Raw genomic sequence first — 20,477 nt, 5'->3', positions numbered from 1 at the left:
TGTTAGAATGCCCGCTGAATTACCGTCATAAGTTACTTTTTTAGCTAGACTTAATAAACCAAGATTTAAAGGATTGCTAGTATGTTGAATAAAACGCCTATTCCTGTGTTACTGGAAAACGTAATCAGCCTTGTAAAGACCAAAGTAGATGCGAAAAGCAATACATTAGTCGAGCAGTTTGTAACTGCATTATATGCTGGAATGAGGCAGGAAGATCTCTCTTCGCGTAGTGATAGTGATCTGTATTGTGCGGCAATTAGTTTGTGGAACCGACTAAATAGCAGTAATAATAGCGGCCCGGATATTTGTGTTTATAATCCAGAAATTAGCCTTAATGGTTGGCAATCAACACATACGATTGTTGAAATAATTGTACCGGATTCACCTTTTCTGACTGAATCTGTAATGATGGCATTATCTCGACTTGGCGTGATCTCACATTTGATGTTACATCAGCCAATTGCTTTGAAACGAGATGATAATGGCCGTGTAAACAAAATTCTAACAAATCCTAAAAATGCCAAGAATTTTACCTCTGAAACCGTATTTTTAATTGAAATCGATCGTCAAACAGAAAACAGCAAATTAGATGCTATTAGTGCTGAATTAGCTTCTGTATTAAATGAGATTGCGTTGGCTGTTAATGATTGGTCGCCAATGCATGATAAGTTACTTGCTGTTATTGAACAATTATCTGCAAAGCCAAAGAAAAAAGGTATCGACTATGCTGATACACTTAAGTTCTTAACATGGTTAGCTGATCACAACTTCACCTTGCTCGGTTACCGTCATTACGATATTGAACCGGTAAAGGGTGATTATGTGATCACGCCTGATTGTGATTCAAGCTTAGGTATCATGAAAAATTCGGTCAATAACAAAGGTTATGGCTTATCTAATTTATCAGCAGACGCCAAACGTGAAGTATTATCACAAAACACCCTAATTTTAACCAAGAGTGATGCTAAATCTCGCGTACACAGACCTGCAAATATCGATTACGTTGGTATTAAATTATTTGACGAAAATAACAATGTTATTGGTGAAGAGCGTTTTATTGGTTTATACGCGTCAGCAATTTATAATAGCAGCGCCATTGATATCCCGCTAATCAGCGATAAAATAAAGCGCGTGCTAGACGCGTCTGGTTACAACCCTGTAAATCATTCATATAAAGCATTGTTAAATATATTAGAAACCTATCCTCGAGATGAGTTGATCCAATCTAGCGAAGCAGATATTTTGCATTGCGCCTTGGGTGTCCTACACATGCAAGACCGCGACCAGATTAAACTGTTTGTGCGTAAAGACCTATTCGGTCGTTATTATTCTTGTATGGTCTACGTAACTAAAGAGCGTTACAACACGCAATTACGTGAAAAAACACAACAAGTATTGGCAGACCACTTAGGCAGTGATAAAGAAGTTGAATTTAATACCTATTTCTCTGAAGGTAATATGGCTAGAACACAATATCTTGTGCACGTTGATCAGAATGAAAAAGAAGTTAAAGTAAATCTAGCTGAGATTGAGCAGAACCTAACTGAAGCCGCTAAATCGTGGAATGATAAGCTTAAAACAGCAATCGTTAGTCATTATGGTGAAGAAAAAGGTCGTTCTCTATCCGAGAAATACATTCATGCTTTCCCTCAGTCATATAAAGAGTATGTGTTACCTAACTCTGCAGTAGCAGATATCATTAAATTAGAAACACTGTCGACTGAACATAAACTTGAAATGATTTTCTACCGGGCGCAAGAAGAGCAGCATGACTCTAATCACGTACGCCTAAAATTATTCCATAAAGATCAACCGATTCATTTGTCCGATGTACTTCCTATGTTAGAAAATATGGGCTTAAAAGTACTTGGCGAAACCCCGTTTAAAGTTAAAACAGCAGACGGAACGGTATATTGGGTACTCGATTTCACCATGCTTTATACCGGTGATAATCTACTTGATACCACTGAGCGTAGCGCGGACTTTATGTCAACGTTCCATCAAGTATGGGAAAATCGTTTAGAGAATGATGGGTTTAATAAACTAGTACTTAAAACTAATTTATCAGGTCGCCAAATTTCGGTATTGAGATCGTACGCTAAATACATGCGCCAAATTGGTAACAACTTTAGCCAAGCATATATCGAGAATACATTAGCGTCATTACCCGAATTGGCAAATAGCTTGTATTGCTACTTCCATCAAAAATTTGCAATTGATCAAGGTGAAATTGATAGCCTAGACATCATTGCTAATTTTGAAACTAAGTTAGAGCAAGTGAATAACTTGGATGATGACCGTATTATTCGTCGTTTTATTGACCTTATCACGGCAACATCGCGTACTAACTTCTACCAAGTTGATTCAAGATTAAAAACAGCAGATAAAAGTAAAGCTTATATCTCATTTAAGTTTGAGTCATCACTGATCCCTGACATGCCATTGCCTCTGCCAAAATTTGAAGTGTTTGTGTATTCACCGCAAGTTGAAGGTGTACATTTACGTGGTGGTAAAGTTGCACGTGGTGGTTTACGTTGGTCGGATCGTCGTGAAGATTTCCGTACTGAAGTACTTGGCCTAGTAAAAGCACAGCAAGTTAAAAATACCGTAATTGTCCCAGTTGGCGCGAAAGGTGGCTTTGTTTGTAAACAAATTCAACCTAATCACAGCCGTGATGAAGCATTCAATATTGGTAAAGAATGTTACCGCACGTTCATCCGTGGTTTACTTGATATCACCGATAATATTGTTGATGGTGAACTGGTTCATCCAAAAAATGTACGTTTCTATGATGAAGCCGATTCGTATTTGGTTGTAGCTGCGGATAAAGGTACTGCGACTTTCTCTGATATCGCTAATGAGATCAGTGATGAATACAACTTCTGGCTAGGTGATGCATTTGCATCAGGTGGTTCCGTGGGTTATGACCATAAGAAAATGGGTATTACTGCAAAAGGTGCGTGGGAATCTGTTAAGCGTCACTTCCGTGAAATGGGCATTAACTGTCAAGAAGAAGAGTTTACTTGTATTGCTGTTGGTGACATGGCTGGTGATGTATTTGGTAACGGCATGCTGTTATCAAAAAGCACTAAGTTAATTGCCGCCTTTAACCACATGCATATCTTCATCGATCCAAATCCGGACTGTGCAACAAGCTATGCTGAACGTGACCGCTTATTTAAGCTACCGCGTTCAAGCTGGTCTGATTATGATCGTTCTATTATGTCTAAAGGCAGTGGCATCTTCCTACGTTCAGCAAAAGCGATCACGCTAACGCCTGAAATTAAGAAAATGTTGGGTACGAAAGTATCACTAATGACCCCGACAGATTTAATTAAGGCGATCTTAACCTCACAAGCCGACTTACTGTGGAATGGCGGTATCGGTACTTATGTTAAAGCGGCAACAGAAACGAACAATGATGTTGGTGATCGTGCCAATGATCACGTGCGCATTAACGGTAGTGAACTTAACGTTAAGATTGTTGGTGAAGGTGGTAACTTAGGTTGTACACAGCTGGGTCGTATTGAATACGGGAGGAATGGCGGTCGTATTAACAGTGACTTCATTGATAACGTGGGTGGTGTAGATTGCTCTGATAATGAAGTTAATATTAAGATCCTACTGAATAGTATTGTTAGTAGCGGTGACTTGACACGTAAGCAACGTAACGAGTTATTGTACTCAATGACAGATGAAGTATCTGAAATTGTATTGAATAACGCGTACAAGCAAACGCTGTCTGTTTCTGTTACTCAAACTCGCGCAGCAGAACAGTTAAAAGAACAAATTCGTTTCATACAAATGCTTGAGCGTAGCGGTAAACTAAATCGTCAGCTTGAGTTCCTACCAAGTGAAGATGAACTAGCTGACCGTCTAGCTAAAAATGAAGGGTTAACACGCCCTGAGTTGGCGGTGTTACTGGCATACGCAAAAATGCAGTTGAAAGAACAGCTTAATTGTCCTGAAGTATTTAAAGATGAATTCTTGTCGGAATTGCTTATCACTGCTTTCCCGCAGTTGTTGCAAGATAAGTACAAAGCACAGATGCAAGATCACCCATTAAGAAATGAAATCATTGCCACCCAACTTGCCAATGAAATCATTAATGACATGGGGCTGAATTTTGTTGGCCGTATGCAAGATGAAACGGGTTCGACTATTGTTGAGATTGCCAAATGTTTTGTTATTGCTAAGCATGTTATTGGTATGGAAAACATGTGGGATATCGTGACAGGGTTAGATAACAAGGTTGATTCTGCAACACAGCTTGATATGTTATTTGAAAGTCGCCGCTATATTCGTCGTGCTTCATGTTGGTTAGTGCGTTATCGTGACCGCAACATGAGTATTTCTGATACGATTGCTTTCTATAAACCTATCTATAACGGTATGAAAGAAAATACCGAACAAGTACTTGTTGATGCGGATAAAGAAAAACAAAGCAAACGTATTAATGCATTGATTGAAAAATTAGTACCTGCAGATATCGCCGGTGAGATTGTTCATCAGAATACCTTGTTCTCGGTATTCGACATTGCAGACGTGTGTAAACAGCATCAAGTACCAATGTCGTTAGTACAATCTGTGTTCTTCTCGTTAGGGAACAAACTACAGTTGCATGACTTTATGCATCAAATTAACTTGCAACCTGTTGCTAACCATTGGCAAGCACTTGCAAGAGCTGCATTTCGTGAAGAACTTGCGCTACAACAACGTAGCTTAACATCAGTGGTGTTATCTACTTGTTCATCAACAGGTAAGTGCGATATAATCATTGACGAATGGTTATCAGACAACGACGCGCTTGTTGTTCGTTGGCTGCAAATGTTGGCTGATTTTAATATGAGCTCTTCGCATGAGTTTGCTAAATTCTCAGTAGCATTACGAGAATTGAATTTACTTCACTTAAGCTGCCGTAATGCCAGCTAATGAGTAAGTTAATGTTTGCGTAGGCACTCAATTAAAATGATTTAATTATGAAGCACTGTTGATACAGTGCTTTTTTATGAGGAATAGAAAATGTTATATCGTATTGCACGTGAATTTTTCTTTATGCAAGATCCAGAAGTAGTGCATGAAATGACAATCAAAGGGCTAAAATTAACGGGTTCTACTCCTTTAAGTTGCTTATATTCGCAGAAATTACCAAGTAAACCAGTCACTGTAATGGGACTGACGTTTGATAACCCTGTTGGCTTAGCTGCTGGCCTTGATAAAAATGGTGAATGTATTGACGCATTTGCGGCAATGGGTTTCGGTTTTATTGAAGTCGGTACTGTGACTCCGCGTCCACAAGCGGGTAATGAAAAACCACGCATATTCCGTATCACAGAAGCGGAAGCGATTATTAACCGTATGGGTTTTAATAACGAAGGTGTAGACGCGCTTGTTGAGAATGTTAAGAATGCTAAATACAAAGGTATTTTAGGTATCAACATTGGTAAAAACAAAGATACACCTATCGAAAAGGGTAACGACGATTACCTTATTTGTATGGACAAGGTTTACCAACACGCTTCTTATATTGCTATTAATATTTCGTCGCCCAATACGCCGGGGTTACGTACGCTGCAGTATGGTGAAGCATTAGATAGTTTATTAAGCTGTCTTAAAGATCGCCAATCTGAATTGACAAAAATACATGAAAAATATGTACCGTTAGCCGTTAAAATTGCCCCTGATTTAACCGATGATGAGTTAGCGCAAGTTGCTGAGTCATTAGTTAAGTATAAAATGGATGGTGTTATTGCGACTAACACAACGTTAGATAGAACATTAGTTCATGATATGCCGCATGCGTGTGAAGCCGGTGGCCTAAGTGGTCGTCCCGTTCAACATGCAAGTACAGAAATTGTGCGTAAACTTGCGGTATTGCTTGATGGCCAATTACCTATTATCGGGGTAGGCGGTATCGATTCTGTTGTGTCGGCAAAAGAAAAATTTGTTGCAGGTGCAGAATTAGTACAGGTGTACAGTGGATTTATCTACAAAGGTCCTAAATTAGTTAAAAATATTGTAAAAAGTTTGTAACTTTACCCTTGGTTTTAGTCTATATTTCTGATAAGGGTATTTACATATGGATGGGGTGTAGTTAAACTAGCGGATAGTTAATTACATTACTGGTATCAGGATGTTACTAGAACCAAGCAATAAGTGGTATTGGCAATATGACTGCGCAAGTCAAAGCATCGTGATTCAATTATCCGATGGACTTGCAATGTCTTGTCATCTAAACAAACGGAATATGAATAATCTGTGCAAAGGCCGTGTTAACTTTTGTGCAGAAGATTCAAGCTATTATTACTATTTCTTAGAAACGCTTAAAGATTTAGCTTTTAGTGTGCCTGAAAAAGTGCAAATAGCATTAAATGCAGTGACAAATTTACGTTTTCAAAAAGTAAAAATGCCGCAAAGTTGGTTTTTTGATTATCATAATTCTGCAGTTGCCTTTAGTACTGGCGACATTATTACCTTGTCTTTAAAAGGCGATAATGTGCAATTTGTGATCCTTGAAGCTGATGAACGTGTGTCCATGTGTATGTTGTTAGAAGACGCGGTACAACTTTCTGATTCTAAAGCACTAGCCAAATTTGATGTTATCCGCGTAATGAACGACCGCGTGCAGCTGCAAAAGACTGTATCAAAAGTACTAACAGATGATTCATTTTCCTACGTTCAGATCATGGCATAGCTTAATCCCTCAATAATCTTTCAATAATTCTCCGTTTATCTAATAATTTCCTCAACATGACTATGCGACTATAATGCCGCGTGGTATAGTTCGCCCCCACTAATAATCACATTGCTTACTTTCTTTTTTATTAGGAAGTATCTCGAAATAATATAGGCTTTCAAATTGACTACACTCAACACTTATTTTGCTTCTTCTCCTAAGGGTTTAGAACTTCTACTTAAAGAAGAACTAATTGAACTTGGCGCACAAGACTGCCGTGAAACAATGGCTGGTGTCGCATTTAAATCTACTCAATTAACAGCGTATAAAATTTGTTTGTGGAGCCGCTTAGCATCTCGAGTGACCTTGCAATTAAAAACATTTAAAATTTTCGATGTATTAGACCTTTACCTTGCGGTAACTGGCATGCATTGGGATAAAATCTTTGATATTGATAAGACCTTTGCAGTTTCTTGTTCTGGTACTAACGACAGCATCCGTGATACTCAATTTGGCGCGCTGAAAGTAAAAGATGGTATTGTTGACCGCTTTAGCAAATCGATGGGCGACCGTCCAAACGTAGCTAAAAACGATCCGGATGTACGCATTCATCTACACATCCGCCGTGAAGACGCGACACTGTCTCTTGATTTGTGTGGCAATGGCTTGCATCAACGTGGTTACCGTCAAGGTACGGGCGCTGCACCATTGAAAGAAAACTTAGCAGCCGCAATCATCAAACGTAGTGGTTATACTGATGGTCTATTAGTTGATCCTATGTGTGGTTCTGCAACCTTACTTATCGAAGCGGCATTAATGGCACTTAAAGTACCTGCTGGTATCTTACGTTCACGTTACTGCTTCCAACAACTGAATGATTATGATCAATCAGGTTGGGAAGAGTTAGTTGCACAAGCTAAATATCAAGCGCGTAAAAATATCGCGAATACGGATCTTAAAGTATACGGCTTTGATAAAAGCTGGCGTGTACTTGACCAAGCTAAAGCCAACGTGCGCGCAGCTGGTCTAGAGCATATTATTGAATTAGAAACCGGTGATGCTAAAAACCTCGTTAACGATTTCACCAGTGAAGGTACATTAATTTGTAACCCTCCATATGGTGAGCGTATGGGTGAACAACCTGAATTGATCGTATTACACCAAGTATTAGGTGAACGATTAAAGAGTGAGTTCTCTGGCTGGAATGTTGCGTTCTTCTCATCAAACCCTGATTTACTTTCTCGCTTAGGCATGCGTGCTAACAAGCAATATAAATTGTTTAATGGTGGACTTGAATGTTTCCTTAAACTTTACCAGATCTCATCAGTTGCACGCCAAGTTAAAGCACATATTGAAACACAGATGACTCCAGGCTTTGCGGAAGAATTCCGTAATCGCCTGAAGAAAAACATCAAACTGTTATCAAAATGGGCTAAAAAAGAGAACGTTAACTGCTACCGTTTATATGACGCTGATTTACCTAACTACAATGCTGCAATCGATTTGTATGACGATTGGATCGTAGTGCAAGAATACCAAGCACCAAAAGATGTACCTGAGCAAAAAGCCAAACAACGTATCATGGATATTGTTGCTGTTACGCTAGATGTAACCGGAATCGATCCTAACAAGTTAGTATTGAAAGTACGTCAAAAGCAGAAAGGTAGTAATCAATACGAAAAACTACAACAAGTTAAGTCGGTATTTACTGTAAGTGAATACGGCGCTCAATTTGAAGTAAACATGAAAGACTATTTAGACACGGGTCTATTTATCGATCACCGTTTAACCCGTCGTATGCTGGGTGAAATGAGCGCCGGTAAGCGTTTCTTAAACTTGTTCTCATATACAGGTAGTGCAAGTGTGCATGCTATCTTAGGTGGCGCTGAATCATCTGTAACGGTAGATATGTCTAATACTTACCTTGATTGGGCTAAACGTAACTTTGAATTAAACAATATTAGTATGCGTAAGCACGAAGTTGTGCAAGCAGATTGTTTAGCTTGGTTAGCACGTTGTGAAGACAAGTTTGACCTTATCTTTATTGATCCACCAACATTCTCGAACTCAAAGCGTATGGAAGATAGCTTTGATGTTGAACGTGATCATATCCAACTATTCACTTGGTTAGAAAATATTCTTTCTGCTCGTGGTGAAATTGTTTTCTCTAATAACAAACGTAACTTTAAATTAGATACTGAAGCGTTAGATAAACTAGGCTTGAAAGCGACAAATATCACAGAACAAAATCGTTCTAAAGATTTCGCTCGTAACAAGAACATCAATAACTGCTGGCTTGTAAAACGAGCAGACTAATGACTAAGTTTGCATTCTACACAACAGAAGGTTGTCATTTGTGTGAACAAGCTTGGGCACTTATTATTGCTCAAGACTTAGTAACCGCAATGACACAAGTTGAAATTATTCACGATGAAGCGGATGTTGCACGTTATGGCATTCGTATTCCGGTGATCAAGAACAACGACACTGGTAAGGACATCGGTTGGCCATTTGATGCTGCAGAATTAGCCGACTTTATCAAAAAATACTGATTTATTTGATTAAATCCGGGTTATTGGCAATTACAACGTGATTGTTAAGGCTCGGATTTTTTCTATTTTACAACTTTATGTTAGAATCTCACTAACTGCTTGTTTCTTCGTATATGAATTTTTAGCGAAGCAACAATACATTATTTTATTAAGGAATTACCGTGGCTGTTATCACGTTACAAAATGCTTGTCTTGCCTTTGGCGACCTGCCGTTATTAAATCATGCTGATGCTGTATTTGAACGCAAAGAACGCGTATGTCTTGTCGGTCGTAATGGTGCAGGCAAATCGACAATGATGAAAGTTATTGGTGGTGAAATTCAACTTGACGATGGTGTTCTTAGAGTAGAACAAGATGCAGTTGTTTCTCGTTTAGAGCAAGATCCACCAAAAGTAAGTGGCGTGACCATTTTTGATTTTGTTGCGGGTGGTCTAGCTGACATCGGCCAAGTGCTAAAAGACTACCATCACCAAGCGATCCTTGTGGGTGAAGATTACAGCGAAAAAGCATTAAATAAATTGATGCGTTTACAAGAAGAACTTGATAACCGTAACGGTTGGGAGTTTGAGCAAAATATTGAACAAGTACTGACACGTTTAGATTTAGACGCTGATATGATGCTTGATGATTTGTCGGGCGGTTGGTTACGCCGTGCAGCATTAGCACGTGCACTAGCAAGCAAGCCTGATATTTTATTACTTGATGAACCAACCAACCACTTGGATATTGAATCTATCTTGTGGTTAGAAGAGTTCTTAAAAGATTTCGCCGGTACTATTATCTTCGTAAGCCATGATAGAAGTTTCATTCGTTCTATGGCAACACGTATTATTGATATCGACCGCGGTAACTTAATGTCTTTCCCTGGTAACTACGATGAATACATCGTTGGTAAAGAAGAAGCACTACGTGTTGAAGACGAACAAAACGCATTATTTGATAAGCGTTTAGCACAAGAAGAAGTGTGGATCCGTCAAGGTGTTAAAGCCCGTCGTACACGTAACGAAGGTCGCGTTAAAGCACTGAAAGAAATGCGTAACGAACGTAGTGATCGTTTGAACGTACAAGGTAAAGCAAAAATTAGCGTTGATGAAACATCACGTTCAGGTAAACGTATCTTTGAAGGCGAAGACGTATCTTACGGTTTCGAGAACAAGCAAATTGTTAAAGACTTTACCTTTAACATCATGCGTGGCGATAAAATTGCATTCGTTGGTCCAAACGGTTGTGGTAAGAGTACATTAATCAAGTTATTGCTTGAAGAGTTACAACCACAAGCTGGTATCATCAAATGTGGTACTAAATTAGAAGTATCTTACTTCGATCAACATCGTACAGAGCTCGATCTTGAAAAAACAGTAATCGACAATCTGGCTGACGGTAAACAAGAAGTAGTTGTTAATGGTAAACCGCGTCATGCACTTGGTTACTTACAAGACTTCTTATTCCACCCACAACGTGCTCGTACACCGGTAAAAGTATTGTCTGGTGGTGAACGTAATCGTCTATTATTAGCTAAATTATTCCTAAAACCATCTAATCTTTTGATTATGGATGAACCAACCAATGATTTAGATATCGAAACATTGGAACTTTTAGAAGAATTACTTGCCAATTATCAGGGTACATTATTATTAGTAAGCCATGATCGTAACTTTATCGATAACACAGTAGAAAGTTGCTGGATGTTTGATGGCGAAGGTAACATCACTAACTTTGTTGGTGGTTACCATGATGCTAAGAATCAACAAGCAAATACAATATCTATGTCAGCAACACCAAAAGCTGCTGTCGTTGAAAAATCAGTAAAAAAAGAGAAACCAGCTAAAGCAGTTAAGACAAAAAAACTGCCGTATAACATACAAGTTGAACTCGAAAAACTGCCTGCAAAAATGGAGCAACTAGAAGCATTAGTTGAAACAATGCAAGCTGAAATCAATCAACCTGAATTCTTCAATAAGCCAGCTGATGAATCGAAAGCAATGCTTGAAAAACTTGCGAGTAAAGAGCAAGAACTTGAGATCGCTTTCGCTCGTTGGGAAGAGCTTGAAGAAATGAAAGGCTAAGGAAATTTAAACATAATGCTTTTAAAAAAGACTAAATTAGCAGGGATTATTAGTCTCTTATTCTGCTCGAATGCAATGGCGGTTGACATTAGTGATCCGCCTATTGCAGTTCTAGAAGACAGCAGTAGGTTTGGACCATTTGTATCAGCTATGGATACATCTAGTGCAGCAGTCGCTACTACAAACGTAGCGACTTATACGAATACTTATGCACAGTCATTTACCTATGATATAGGTGCACCTTGGACATATAACGAATATTGTGTATATGACTCTGATGTTTGTGAAATGTTTTGGGATGGCTCAAAGACAGATGGTAGTGATGGCCTTTATATTTGGCGTCGTAATATTCTAAATACGTATGGCGGCAGTTATGTATCGGATAGTACAACGTCTATTATTAATGCCGCTGCAGCTGACCCTGTAGAGTTAACTCAATCACGTAAAATAACCGCCATGGATGCTGATGTTCCAGTTGGTTATGGAACTACTAACGCTCAGTTTGTTCGACGTGGTTTTTATGGCGATGATTCATTAACCCCTTTATTCAAAGATAACGGTGGTTTTAGCTCTGCGCATGATGCAACTCAAGTCTTAGTTGAATCTACAGATGTATCTTTAGCTGGCGTTGAATTTAATAAAAAGTTAATTGTTGGTCAATCAAGTGTCGACTGGCCTAATGCTAATGGGTCTTCTGGTCGTTTTAATGCATGTTTTAATGCAGGACCTGATGATGATCGTTTTGACTATGACGATTTGTATTATTGCCCTGGCTTTAATTTACAAGCTTCTTATTGGACCGCTGATGATACTGTCACAGCTAAAATATTTACGACTAAGTGGATCAATGGTTTATCTGGCAGTGAAAGTGATGCTACTTACATTGCTAATGCTTATGCGATAAACACATCTGGTTTTGCTGTAGGATTTTCAACTCAAAATATTTTCAGTGGTGATAGTGGTGGTCGTGCTCGTGCGACTATATTTGTGCCTAAAGTTACTGGTGATGTAGCAACACCAACACTGTCTTATAGTATGTCTGAAATATTGAAGCCTAAGACTGATACTGGTAGTGATTATAACGATATTATTCGTGATACCGTTGCAATTGATATTACTGATAATACCTATAACGCTGGAGTGTTCACAAAGTTAGTTACAAATGTCGACACGCCAGAGCAAGCCTTTATCGTTGTCGGCAACCGTACGTATAACCAACCACAAAACAGAAGTTATGCAACTGAGTTTTATACTTATGATGTAAAAACTGGTGAGACGCGTTACCCATTTCAAGCTAATCCTATTAAAGGTGCTAACTCACAAGTTAGTAAAATTAATAATGATGGTTTAGTTATTGGTTGGCGTGATGCTAGAGGACAAACAAGCCCAACAGCAGAAGGCTCAGCACGTTTCCAAAGTGCATTCATCTATGATTATAAGAATAAAAAATCTGCTTATTTAGATGATTTATATTGTAACGATATCGAGGATAGTGAAGTTAAGTATCGTTTTACTAACGCAATCAGCATTACTGACAATAATAATAGTGACTCGTACACTATCGTCGCTAATGGTTTTGATTATAAAAACGTTGAAAACTATAAGAACAGAGTTGGTTCAACTCCAGTTGTATTATCAATGACTGTCACTAAAGCCGAATTGGATGCTTTTGATAATTCATCGCAATGCCCAATTAAAGCGAATGAAGACTACGAACGAAGTGGGGGAGGCATGGGTTGGTTTGTATTACTACCAACTATGATGCTTTTATTCCGCCGTTTCAAACGTTAATCATTAAGCGTTAAACAGCAATTTTGTCTCTTAAAGGCACAGTAATTTAATTACTGTGCCTTTTTTATTTGATTTGTCGAATATCTTAAACTATTACTTAACTGAGGCTTGGAAAGTCTCAGCTTTAAGTTATACATTTTTTGAGGAATCTAGAATGAAGAGACAGAAACGAGATCGTTTGGAAAGAGCATATTCGAAAGGCTATCAGGCTGGCACAGCAGGTCGCTCGAATGAAGTTTGTCCATTTCAAAGCGCAGATTCGCGAGGACAATGGTTAGGTGGGTGGCGTGAAGCACAAGAGAGCCGAGGAACAGGACTCTTCATCAAATAGTTATTGACGAATACAACAAAGCCCTAAAAATAGGACTTGTATACTAAAGTGTGATTAGCTGTATTTTTTTATTAGGTGTGGTCTATAAGTGGCCACTCCTAATTTTAAATTGTTTAATTTCAGTAACTTAATGTTGTAAAAAAGCCCCAAATAATGGGGCTAATAGAACCCCGTCACAACAGGCCTCGCCCCTGTTTACGGGGTTCTGTGCGTTTAATGAGTAGCAGTAAATGGCACTGAATAGTACTAATTTGGTCACAATGTGGACACTGGATTGTACTTCATCGCCTCATTTAAATAGTCCGGTGCAAGGTGTGAATAGGTCATTGTTTGCATTATTGTGGAGTGACCCAAAATCTTCTGTAACGTTAATATATTGCCACCGTTCATCATAAAGTGACTCGCAAACGAGTGTCGTAAAACATGCGAAGCTTGACCTTTAGGTATATCAAATTGTTGTTGTTTAAGTATGGCAAGGAATAGGGTATATGACCCATTAAATAGTCGGCCACTTTTTCCATGCGAAATCTCATTTAAAAGTTCATCAGTGATTGGAACTGTTCTGTTTCTACCATTCTTAGTATCACCAAATATCACTCGTCCGTGCACAATATCACTACTTTTCAATTCTGCTGATTCACTCCAACGCGCACCGGTGGATAAACATAACTTAGCAATATGCAATTCGTCACCACTCAAACTCGCCAATAATTGCTTTATCTCAGCTTTAGTTAAGAGCCCCATTTCTGGTGCTCGTACCTTTAATGGCCCCATGCCTTTGAAGGGATGTTCATTATGGAATTCTTCGGCTTTAATCAATGCCGTGAAAACACTACTCAACCGTGTTTGATTACGGTTGATTGATGCGGGCTTCATACCTCCTGCCATTTTATCTGCTCGATATTGCATGAAACGTTGTCGTGTTAGCTGGTCAGCTTTAAGGTTGCCTAAATCAGCGTTAATCGTGATTAAGTGTTTAAGCTCTCTAGGACCAGTCTTTAACTGTTGACCATGATAATGGTACCAAAGATGGATTAAGTCGATGAGAGGGCGTTTATCAGCGGTTTTCTCAACCCAATCCTTTTGATTTTGAGTTGATAACAGCCAACGCTCGTATTTTTGCGCTTCACCTTTGGTCGTAAACTTCTTTCTGTAGCGCTTACCGTTTCGACCTTGTGGACGGCAATCAACTTCATAGCCGTTGGTAATGGATTTTATAGACATAGTAGCTCCCAATTTAACTGGTTTTTTATACAGTGAACGGATGTATCATAAAGTTGAAAAAGTGAATGTTCAATGTTTGTTTATCGTCGGCTGATACTCTGTCTAAAAAGTGTATATTCTCAAGTATGGAGAAGTAAAAGTTAATGGTTATTTGAGTCGTTTATACGCGACCTGGGCGGGCAATATTTATGTTTAATTAAAGTGTTGTAATGGTATCGTTTTATAAAATACCATTTGTATTTTAGCTGTTTGCCAATACGCACTAGCCACAAGTAGGTGGGTTTATCTTGTAGCTGAAAATTAATATCCATATACTCAGTCACATAACTGGTCTTATATAACTAACAAGACTAAAAATCTAATTTACAGTGCTGCTCGATTTTCCTGAAACAGGTAAGGAAGTTATTTGGGATGTAATCTTATGTTCAGTTGATTGATGGCTATCTTTGATTGTGGTGAATCTTGAAAACCGAGACGTTCTACTATCACAATATTATATTTTTAAGGGGATGTTTTGTACGAGCTTTTTGAAAGAGAAAAAATAATTTTAGATTCTGCCATTTGTTATAAATGGAAAGAAGCAGAAACTAATGCCTGTATTATTTTTGTTCATGGTTTGGGTGGAGACGCAGAAGCTACATGGGGTCATTTACCTAATCTAATAATGGGAACTGCTTTTTCTCGTCATACGGACTTGATTGCTTATTCATACAATAGTAGCGCTTTTAAACCTGGAGGCCCTAAAGTTTCAGCCTTAACTGATAATTTGGTAACTTTTTGTGAAACTTTAATTGAGAGATATGAAAGAGTTTACTTTATATCTCATAGCCTTGGGTCTGTTTTAATTATAAACTCGATTCCGGAACTTTATAATAGAAATAAACGGTGGCAACAGAAAATCCGCGGGCATATTTTATTAGCTCCAGCGCTTTGGGGATCTTTGTTGGGATGGTTCCCTTTAAGTAAAACATCGTGGCAACTTCGATTTGGTTCCAAGGTTTTGGAAGATGTTCGAACCAAGTGGATAGAATATTCAAAAGAGTCAAAAATTAAGTCTTATGTGATATTTGGTACTGAAGATAAGGTAATAAAAAAGAAATCCTCTGAACTTCAATCATTAAACATAATACCTAAAAGTACCGAAAGAGATCATGTTTCAATTTCAAAAATGAGTTCAATTAATGAGGTTTCCTATAGAACGATCATGAATTGTTTGTATACATTTGACGATAGTAATCATTATGATAGTAGAAAATATATTTTACGAACTGTATTTGACTCTATTAAAAGTGATTGGGAATATGATGATCATTTATCGGAATTTATTTATGTTCCTAATTTTAAGTTAAGGATTGTTGAGTTCACTGAACGAGGTACAGGTCGAGATTTTACTGAGGGGTGGATGAAGGACTTCCCTAACAAAAAAGGGATGATGCACAATTATGCTATCTATTACCTAAATCTAAGGATCTATGATTTCACTATGATATTTTGTGATGGATATAGGTATTTAATACCAATGCCTAAATCAGTGAAAAATTTAGTAATTACAAAAGAACAATATAGTCTTGGTAAAATAATGGAAAAATCTGGTATGTATGAAAACCTTGATAGAGGCCTTAAAATCGCTGGAATTACAGTTCAATAAATCATTTCAAAGGATTAAAAATAGCTAATTCTTTTGCTCCAGCCTATTTTAGTCCACAATTTTTAGTCTCTTTAATGAGGCGTTATAAGTACAGGAAACATTCGAGTATGAAAAAGATTCCCTGGGGGCCTATAAGGTCTTCGCTAGTTAATAACTTTTCGTTTGGTAATATTAAAGAAATAGTTGGATATGCTGATATTGATATGTCTAAACTAGCTCACCTTGAACAAAAATCCCAAGGCGGAGCATCTAAGTCGCAACTATTGAGTGCCATTGATTTACAAGTTGGTAGATTTTCTGAAGAGCGCGTGAGTCAGGTTGCTTCCATATGTTGTGAAGAAATGCTTATTCGAAAATCAGATCTAGAATCTGAATTAGAAAGAGTTCTCTCAAGGGTTGGATGGAAGTTCCAGAGTAATCGTTTATTACCTGTTGATGTCTTTGATATTTCAGAGCTAAAAGATATCCCAGAGCAAGCCCATGAGGACTTACTAAAATCTGCAACGAGACTTCGTGATGGTGACTTAAGTGGTTCTTTGTCTGCGTCATGCGGGGCTATAGACTCAGTCACTTTATCAATCTATAGTGAATTCAACTTAGGCAACCCTCACAACGCGTCATTCCAAGAGCGAATAAATCAATCTTTAAAAGCGATTGGTGCAAAAGACTGTCTAGATAACGAACTACAAGCAATTAATTGGCCAGAATCAGATATAAAGCCGTTTAGTCATAATTTCAGTGGTTCTCTAAATCAAGCTGCATTTATCATGCAGAAATTACGGTCCTCTATGGGGGACGTACATGGTTCAAAACCTGTCATTACAGCGCTTGTGTATGATTCTATCAAGTGGTCTTCACTAATTTTAAGAATTTTAGTCACGAGAAAAAACGTCTAACAAGTAAATTCAGGTGACGTCTACGGCGCACCTGGTTTAGGTGTTATTCACAGTAGGCTAACCCATTACATTTAAGCTCATATACGCTCTATTTAGGAACATATTCAGCCTTGAAAAACGAGTCAAATCGCATGATTTCCAACCTAGAATAATCAGTTATGGTGGAGTTCTTTTAAGGTTAAAGTTATGGTATAGTCGTAGCAATTTTATTACTCTAATAGTGTGCAATGATTACTAGTATTGAATTAGAAAACTTTAAGCTGTTTTCCGAACAAACATACGAGTTTAACCCTGAGTTCAATCTAATAGCGGGTGTTAATGGTAGCGGTAAAAGCTCTCTTCTGAAAGCTTTAGCCATCTCCTTAGCTGGCTGGGCACATGCTTATATAAAAAGCGAAAACAATCTCCGACCAATCGAGGATAATGAGATTCGCGAAATCGAGAAAGATGGACGATTCGATTTGACTAAAAAAACGTCAATTCGCGCGAGAGGGATATTCCCTATTATCAATCGATTTGGTAATTTAATTAACGGAAAGGTAAATTGGGTTCGTTATCGAGAAGAAGGGAACTCAACCACCTATTTAGGTGGTGGCATTCGATATGAGAGTCGATATGATGGCTCATACTCGCCAACTGAATATAATCTTAATTTATCCACTCTTGGTCGTGATGTACTGCATTTCATTGAGAATGACAAGCAATTTGATTTACCAGTTATTGCATTTTATGAGTGTGATAGGTTATGGATTTCAAAGGGAAATATTGATGTAGAGAGCTCTGCTCAAAAGCAATTTTCACGATTTGATCCTTATCTAGATTGCTTTCATACAGGAGCGGATGACAAAGCAATTGGTGAATGGTTATTAAAGTTAGAATTGGCCGAGTTGCAGAAGAAAATTAAGAGTCCAATGAAATCTGCAATCGAGTTCGCAGCTAAAGCCGCAATGGAAAATTGTGTAGGATTTGGTTTTGACTTCGAAGAATCGAGAGTTATGGTACGTTTTGAGGATGGTAGTTCTACCCCTTTCGAACATCTAAGTGACGGACAAAGAACAATATTAGGGTTATTTTGTGACATAGCTCGAAGAGCTGCCATTTTAAACCCTCACTTGAAAGAAAATATTTGTTCAGAAACAAAGGGGGTCATTCTAATTGATGAGCTTGATCTTCACCTACATCCTAAATGGCAAAGAAGGGTTATTGAAGATCTTAGAAAAATATTCCCTAAAATGCAATTTATATGTACTACTCATTCTACGTTTTTAATCCAATCTTTACGCAGTAGTAGTGAGTTAATAATGATGGATGGTGAGCCATTACTAGACTATAACAATAAAGGAATTGAAGAAATTGCTCGTAATATGGGAGTATCTAGCCCAGAAGTATCGCAGTTGTATAACGATATGAAAAGTATCGCTCATGACTTTTTAAATACTTTGGATGATGAGGACTTATCACCAGAAGAGTTTCATGAACGCTTCAATGAGCAATTAGCTAGCTTAATTGCACCATATGCGAATAACCCCGCCTATCAAGCATTCTTGGAACGAAAGTATGCTTTAAAAACAGGGGAAGAGTTATGAGACCTGTATCCAAGGGGGATACACCTTTAGTTGCTGGCTTTGCAAATTATCGAGAATCATTCGATTATTTACTCGATAGAATCGGAATCGGAGAGTACCAGCAAATCCCTCTTGCTCAGTATTGCAGTTATTGTGAACGAGTAATGCATACGAACCTTGCAGTTGAGCACATCGAACCTAAGAAAGGGCTTTATGCGAAACCACTGTTGAAAAATACTTGGAGTAATTTTTTACTAGCATGTGTAAATTGTAACTCTAAAAAAGGTTCAAAAAGAATCCAATTTAATGAACTATATTTTCCTGATAGAGATAATACATTTTATGCGTTCGAGTACAGCCATACTGGTACTGTGAATCCGAGACCATCACTGAATCAAGCTCAAAAAGATATCGCGCAGAATACAATTGATTTAGTGGGATTAAACGATTCTATTTATGCAGATTTGACTGAAGTCGCTAAAGATAGACGAACGCAACGTTTAAATGTATATGCTTTGGCTTTAAATTCACTAGAGGATTTAAAAAGCGCGCCTCAGAATCAAGCTATACATAACCTTATTGTAAAGGGGATGCTGACTAGTGGTTATTTTAGTATTTGGATGAAAGTATTTCAGGGATACCCTAATATTAAAAATATGTTTATAGATTCTATTCGTGGGACACGACAGAGTGGCTGTTTTGATAACAATGCTAATCCTATATTCCCTCACCCAAATAATGATAATCTTCAATTGGGAGGTAAAATATAATTTACTTCAAGTAGTTACATGATTATTTTTTAGCTACGTTAATGACGCTAGCTGGTCTTGCATCTTATCATTCTATCTCGCATATTTACCTAAACTATTATTATGCCTTTAACGCTTTTGTGTCCAAAGGTAAAACAGACTAATTCAAATAATCGAATTATTCTGTTTTATAAATCACATCTTTTGCCCAGTCCAAACAACACGCCCAATAAGCGCTAGTTCTTCACCATCCAATTGAGATTTTGTGATCTCCCAAGGGTCATACATCGTATTATCAGACTTAACGCGAATAATGCCGCCTGGTAACATCTGAAGTCGCTTCACTAATAAGTTATTGTCATGACGCATGACATAAACCCCATCAGATAAATTATCCACATCACGATTAACCATGATCATAGAGCCGTTCTTTAATGTTGGTTGCATGCTGTCGCCGTCTACTAACATCAAAAATACATTGCTCGGACATACACCAACTTCACTACGTAACCAGTTTGGTTCAAAGCTAATTGATTTTGGACGCTCTTCAACTTCAGCCAATAAACCAACACCCGCAGATGCTGATATTTCGTAGAAAGGGAGCTGGATATGTTGGTCGTTCAAGGACTCCAATGTGGGCTTTCTATTTATGGATGTTGAGCTGAGTGTTTCCATATTGGAGTTTTCATCTGGTGTGAACTGTCCATTTTCAGGTGCGTCAACATTCTTCATTAACCAAAGTGTATACATTTCAAATTGAGGGAGACTAATTATTTTGTCAATAACAGGTAGCCCAGCATTAGAGTGGTTACTTTCTATTTTTGTCAATGTACTCAATGCTATACCTGTTATTTCAGAGAAGCTTTTCTGAGTGATCCCCAAGTTTGTTCTTAATGTTTTTATTTGCTTTCCATAATTCATGTTGACAGCTACTCATATTTGGATCTATCATCGCATTAACTACTCATAAGTGAGTTGT

At 38.0% G+C, this 20,477-nt stretch carries 14 protein-coding genes; 12 read left to right on the top strand and 2 right to left on the bottom strand.

What is annotated here, in order from left to right; all coding sequences use genetic code 11:
* Positions 1 to 81 precede the first annotated feature (81 nt).
* The 8 genes from CXF93_RS11020 to rmf all read left to right on the top strand — a co-directional run bounded on the left by CXF93_RS11020 (position 82) and on the right by rmf (position 13,416).
* Positions 82 to 4,932, top strand: coding sequence for an NAD-glutamate dehydrogenase (locus CXF93_RS11020; protein ID WP_101062566.1), 4,851 nt, complete (start codon positions 82 to 84; stop codon positions 4,930 to 4,932).
* A gap of 90 nt (positions 4,933 to 5,022) precedes the next feature.
* Complete coding sequence (gene pyrD, locus CXF93_RS11015) at positions 5,023 to 6,033, top strand: quinone-dependent dihydroorotate dehydrogenase (protein WP_101062565.1); 1,011 nt, start codon at positions 5,023 to 5,025, stop codon at positions 6,031 to 6,033.
* Between the two features lie 100 nt (positions 6,034 to 6,133).
* Positions 6,134 to 6,694 (top strand): cell division protein ZapC domain-containing protein, encoded by a 561-nt coding sequence (locus CXF93_RS11010; RefSeq protein ID WP_101062564.1) that lies wholly within the window; start codon positions 6,134 to 6,136, stop codon positions 6,692 to 6,694.
* Positions 6,695 to 6,859: 165 nt separating this feature from the next.
* Positions 6,860 to 8,992, top strand: coding sequence for a bifunctional 23S rRNA (guanine(2069)-N(7))-methyltransferase RlmK/23S rRNA (guanine(2445)-N(2))-methyltransferase RlmL (rlmKL, locus tag CXF93_RS11005; RefSeq protein ID WP_101062563.1), 2,133 nt, complete (start codon positions 6,860 to 6,862; stop codon positions 8,990 to 8,992).
* Positions 8,992 to 9,228, top strand: a complete 237-nt coding sequence (locus CXF93_RS11000) for a glutaredoxin family protein (protein WP_101062562.1) — start codon at positions 8,992 to 8,994, stop codon at positions 9,226 to 9,228. The genes rlmKL and CXF93_RS11000 overlap by 1 nt, the downstream gene beginning before the upstream one ends.
* 161 nt (positions 9,229 to 9,389) lie before the next feature.
* The gene (locus CXF93_RS10995; RefSeq protein WP_101062561.1) at positions 9,390 to 11,294 is read left to right on the top strand and encodes an ABC transporter ATP-binding protein; all 1,905 of its coding nucleotides are present in this window, start codon (positions 9,390 to 9,392) and stop codon (positions 11,292 to 11,294) included.
* Positions 11,295 to 11,309: 15 nt separating this feature from the next.
* Positions 11,310 to 13,085: a DUF3466 family protein gene (locus CXF93_RS10990; RefSeq protein ID WP_101062560.1), complete on the top strand. Its 1,776-nt coding sequence runs from the start codon at positions 11,310 to 11,312 to the stop codon at positions 13,083 to 13,085.
* Between the two features lie 154 nt (positions 13,086 to 13,239).
* The gene (gene rmf, locus CXF93_RS10985; protein WP_101062559.1) at positions 13,240 to 13,416 is read left to right on the top strand and encodes a ribosome modulation factor; all 177 of its coding nucleotides are present in this window, start codon (positions 13,240 to 13,242) and stop codon (positions 13,414 to 13,416) included.
* A 255-nt stretch (positions 13,417 to 13,671) separates the two neighbouring features.
* Here the strand turns inward: rmf and CXF93_RS10980 are convergent, their stop codons facing one another.
* Positions 13,672 to 14,640, bottom strand: a complete 969-nt coding sequence (locus CXF93_RS10980) for a tyrosine-type recombinase/integrase (RefSeq protein WP_101062558.1) — start codon at positions 14,638 to 14,640, stop codon at positions 13,672 to 13,674.
* A 514-nt stretch (positions 14,641 to 15,154) separates the two neighbouring features.
* Here CXF93_RS10980 and CXF93_RS10975 point away from each other — a divergent pair.
* The 4 genes from CXF93_RS10975 to CXF93_RS10960 all read left to right on the top strand — a co-directional run bounded on the left by CXF93_RS10975 (position 15,155) and on the right by CXF93_RS10960 (position 19,519).
* Positions 15,155 to 16,288, top strand: coding sequence for an alpha/beta hydrolase (locus CXF93_RS10975; protein ID WP_101062557.1), 1,134 nt, complete (start codon positions 15,155 to 15,157; stop codon positions 16,286 to 16,288).
* Positions 16,289 to 16,395: 107 nt separating this feature from the next.
* Positions 16,396 to 17,184 carry a hypothetical protein gene (locus tag CXF93_RS10970; RefSeq protein ID WP_101062556.1) on the top strand — a complete coding sequence of 263 codons (789 nt, stop codon included), beginning with the start codon at positions 16,396 to 16,398 and terminating at the stop codon, positions 17,182 to 17,184.
* Positions 17,185 to 17,411: 227 nt separating this feature from the next.
* Complete coding sequence (locus CXF93_RS10965) at positions 17,412 to 18,770, top strand: AAA family ATPase (protein WP_101062555.1); 1,359 nt, start codon at positions 17,412 to 17,414, stop codon at positions 18,768 to 18,770.
* A complete protein-coding gene (locus tag CXF93_RS10960; RefSeq protein ID WP_101062554.1) occupies positions 18,767 to 19,519 on the top strand; it encodes an HNH endonuclease in 753 nt (250 codons plus the stop codon). Before CXF93_RS10965 ends, CXF93_RS10960 begins: the two co-directional genes overlap by 4 nt.
* A gap of 174 nt (positions 19,520 to 19,693) precedes the next feature.
* On the opposite strand, the gene CXF93_RS10955 is transcribed toward CXF93_RS10960, so the two are convergent.
* On the bottom strand, positions 19,694 to 20,419 hold the full coding sequence (locus CXF93_RS10955; RefSeq protein WP_101062553.1) for a helix-turn-helix transcriptional regulator: 726 nt from the start codon (positions 20,417 to 20,419) through the stop codon (positions 19,694 to 19,696).
* Between the last annotated feature and the right edge of the window lie 58 nt (positions 20,420 to 20,477).

The organism is Moritella sp. Urea-trap-13 (genome assembly GCF_002836355.1).
In the GTDB taxonomy this organism is placed as follows: Bacteria; Pseudomonadota; Gammaproteobacteria; order Enterobacterales; family Moritellaceae; genus Moritella.
Note: the sequence above shows the minus strand (reverse complement) of the source record. Positions and strands in the feature narration are given on the sequence as shown.